This is a genomic window from Rhizobacter sp. P1_G5 (assembly GCF_056405435.1).
Genome location: NZ_JBFUCB010000674.1, coordinates 1 through 3,130 on the forward strand (window position 1 = coordinate 1; position 3,130 = coordinate 3,130).

The following is a 3,130-nucleotide window of genomic DNA, read 5'->3' on the forward strand; positions in this document are numbered from 1 at the left end:
CGGGTGGGGGTGTGGGGAGCGCCAATTAGGACGGGCCATCAAATTGCACAGCGCAGGGAAGTCATTGCCCCGCCAGGGGCAATGACCGCACCGGCCGGCGAGCCCCACACCCCCACCCGCGCCCTTGCTCGCGCAGAACTGTGCAAGCCCGTCAACCCTCAAATGTCCCACGCGCGACACGCCCTGTCGGGTAGTCCCTCAAACAGTCAGTCACCGTGTTCCATTACTGTTCGCCGTTGTCGCAATCAACCCGCGAGGAAGCCATGGAATTCACCAGAAAGCTTTTCGGCCTTTCAGTGGCGGCGGCCTTCTCGCTGCACGCCGGCATCGCCTTCGCGCAGGCCGGCGAAACCGTCAAGATCGCGTGGATCGATCCGCTGTCCGGGCCGTTCGCGAGTCTCGGGGCGAACCAGCTGAAGAGCTTCCAGTTCATGGCCGAGCGCATCAGCGGCAAGAAGAACCCGGCCGGCGTCACCTTTGAGGTGGTCGGCTTCGACAACAAGGCCTCGCCGCAGGAAAGCCTGAACGTGCTGAAGGCCGCCATCGACCAGGGCTTCCGCTACGTCACGCAGGGCAACGGCTCGGGCGCGGCAGCGGCCATCATCGACGCGGTGTCCAAGCACAACGAGCGCAACCCGGGCAAGGAGATCGTGTTCCTGAACCACTCCGCGGTCGACCCGGACCTCACCAACAGCAAGTGCAACTACTGGCACTTCCGCTTCGACGCCGACACCTCGATGAAGATGGAGGCGATGACGACCTACATGAAGGACCAGCCGTCCATCAAGAAGGTCTACCTGATCAACCAGAACTACTCGCACGGCCAGCAGGTCTCGAAGTTCGCGAAGGAGACGCTGGCCCGCAAGCGCCCCGACATCCAGATCGTCGGCGACGACCTGACGCCGCTCGGCCAGGTGAAGGACTTCTCGCCCTACGTCGCGAAGATCAAGCAGAGCGGCGCCGACACCGTGATCACCGGCAACTGGAGCCAGGACCTGACGCTGCTGATCAAGGCCGCGAAGGACGCCGGCCTCGACGTCAACTTCTACACCTACTACGCGAGCGTGATCGGCACGCCCACCGCGATCGGCGCGGCCGGCGAGGGCAAGGTCAAGATGATCGCGTACGCCCACCACAACATCCCGGGCGACATCGCCGCGGTCGGCGAGGAGTTCAACAAGAAGTTCAAGGAAGACTTCTTCACCACCGACATCTACAACATCTTCACGATGCTGCCGGCCGCGATGGCCAAGGCGAAGAGCACCGACCCGGTGAAGGTGGCCGCCGCGATGGAAGGCCTGACGGTGAAGGGCTTCAGCGGCGAGATCACGATGCGCGCCTCCGACCACCAGATGCAGCAGGGCCTGTACCTGAGCACCTGGCGCAAGGTCGATGCGARGAACAAGTACAACGTGGAAGGCACCGGCTACACCTTCGTGCCGGACAAGTTCTACGAGCCGTACGTGTCGAGCACGCCCACGTCGTGCCAGATGAAGCGTCCGGGAGCTTGAATCCCATCCACTGACAATCCCGCGGTCGACCACCCGGTCGCCGCGGGATTTTTGTTGACGCATCCATGGAGTTCTTCACCACATCGCTGCTGAACGGCATCAGCTACGGGCTGCTGCTGTTCATGCTGAGTTCCGGCCTCACGCTGATCTTCAGCATGATGGGCGTGCTGAATTTCGCGCACGCGAGCTTCTACATGCTGGGCGCGTACTTCGCATACACGACGACGCTGTTCCTCGGCTTCTGGCCGTCGCTGGTGGTCGCGCCGCTGCTCACCGGCGTGGTCGGCGCGCTGTTCGAGCGCTTCTGCCTGCGTCGGGTGCATCGCTTCGGCCACGTCGCCGAGCTGCTGATCACGTTCGGGCTGTCGTTCGTGATCCTCGAGCTGGTGCAGCTGACCTGGGGCCGCTCGGCGGTCGACTACCGCGTGCCGGCGGTCCTCGACGGCCCGCTGTTCACGCTGTACGGCACGCAGTTCCCGATGTATCGCGCGTTCATGATGGGGGTCGCGCTGCTGATGCTGGTGTCGGTGTGGCTGCTGCTGTCGCGCACCCRCATCGGGCTGGTGATCCAGGGCGCGCTGACGCACCCCGACATGGTCGAGGCGCTCGGCCACAACGTGCCGCTGGTGTTCATGGGGGTGTTCGGCGGCGGCGCGGCGCTGGCCGGGCTGGCCGGCGTGATCGGCGGCAACGCCTACGTCACCGAGCCGACGATGGCCGGCGCGGTCGGGCCGATCATCTTCGTCGTCGTCGTGGTCGGCGGCATGGGCTCGCTGGCCGGCGCGTTCGTCGCGTCGCTGCTGATCGGGCTGATCCAGACCTTCGCGGTCGCGCTCGACCAGTCGGCGCTCGGCGCGCTGCAGTGGGCAGGCCTCGCGATCACGCCCGAGACCTTCGGCTACCCGCTGCTGAAGCTGAAGATCTCGCAGGTGGCACCGATCCTGCCGTACCTGCTGCTGGTGCTGATGCTGATCTTCCGCCCGAAGGGCCTGATGGGGACGCGCGAAGGATGAGTGCCGTGCTGAAGTCGGTCGAGCGGGTGGCGGATCGCGAGGCGGGCGGGCGCATTCATTTCCGCCCGTGGAACGTCGGCCGCTGGGTGGTGTGGGGCGTGTTCGCGCTGCTGCTGATCGTCGCGCCGATGCTGTTCACCAGCGGCCTCGCGATGACGATGCTGTCGCAGATGGGCTACATGGTCATCATCTGCCTCAGCTACAACCTGCTGCTCGGCCAGGGTGGCATGCTGAGCTTCGGGCATGCGGTGTATGTCGGGCTGGGCGCGTTCTTCGCGATCCATGCGATGAACCTGATCGGTGCCGGCGGGCTGCCGCTGCCGATGAGCCTGGTGCCGCTGGTCGGCGGGCTGGCCGGCGCGGGCGTCGCGGCGCTGCTCGGCTGGGTGACGACGAAGAAATCGGCCAACACCTTCGCGATGATCACGCTGGGCGTCGGCGAGCTGGTCGCGGCGATGGCGCTGATGTTCCCCGAGTTCTTCGGCGGCGAGGGCGGCGTCAGCTCGAACCGGGTGGCCGGCAAGGCGGTGCTGGGCATCACCTTCGGGCCGCAGGTGCAGGTCTACTACCTGATCGCGGTCTACTGCTTCGTCTGCACCGCCGCGC

Annotated in this window: 3 protein-coding genes; all 3 read left to right on the forward strand. The window is 65.7% G+C overall.

Features of this window, described 5'->3' with window-relative positions; all coding sequences use genetic code 11:
• The first annotated feature begins 263 nt into the window (after positions 1–263).
• Complete coding sequence (locus AC1D12_RS29245; RefSeq protein ID WP_477844676.1) at positions 264–1,511, forward strand: branched-chain amino acid ABC transporter substrate-binding protein; 1,248 nt, start codon at positions 264–266, stop codon at positions 1,509–1,511.
• 65 nt (positions 1,512–1,576) lie between these two features.
• Positions 1,577–2,524: a branched-chain amino acid ABC transporter permease gene (locus tag AC1D12_RS29250; RefSeq protein WP_477844678.1), complete on the forward strand. Its 948-nt coding sequence runs from the start codon at positions 1,577–1,579 to the stop codon at positions 2,522–2,524.
• Positions 2,521–3,130 (forward strand): ABC transporter permease subunit (locus AC1D12_RS29255; protein WP_477844680.1); only part of this gene is annotated, 610 nt, incomplete at its 3' end. The genes AC1D12_RS29250 and AC1D12_RS29255, both read left to right, overlap by 4 nt.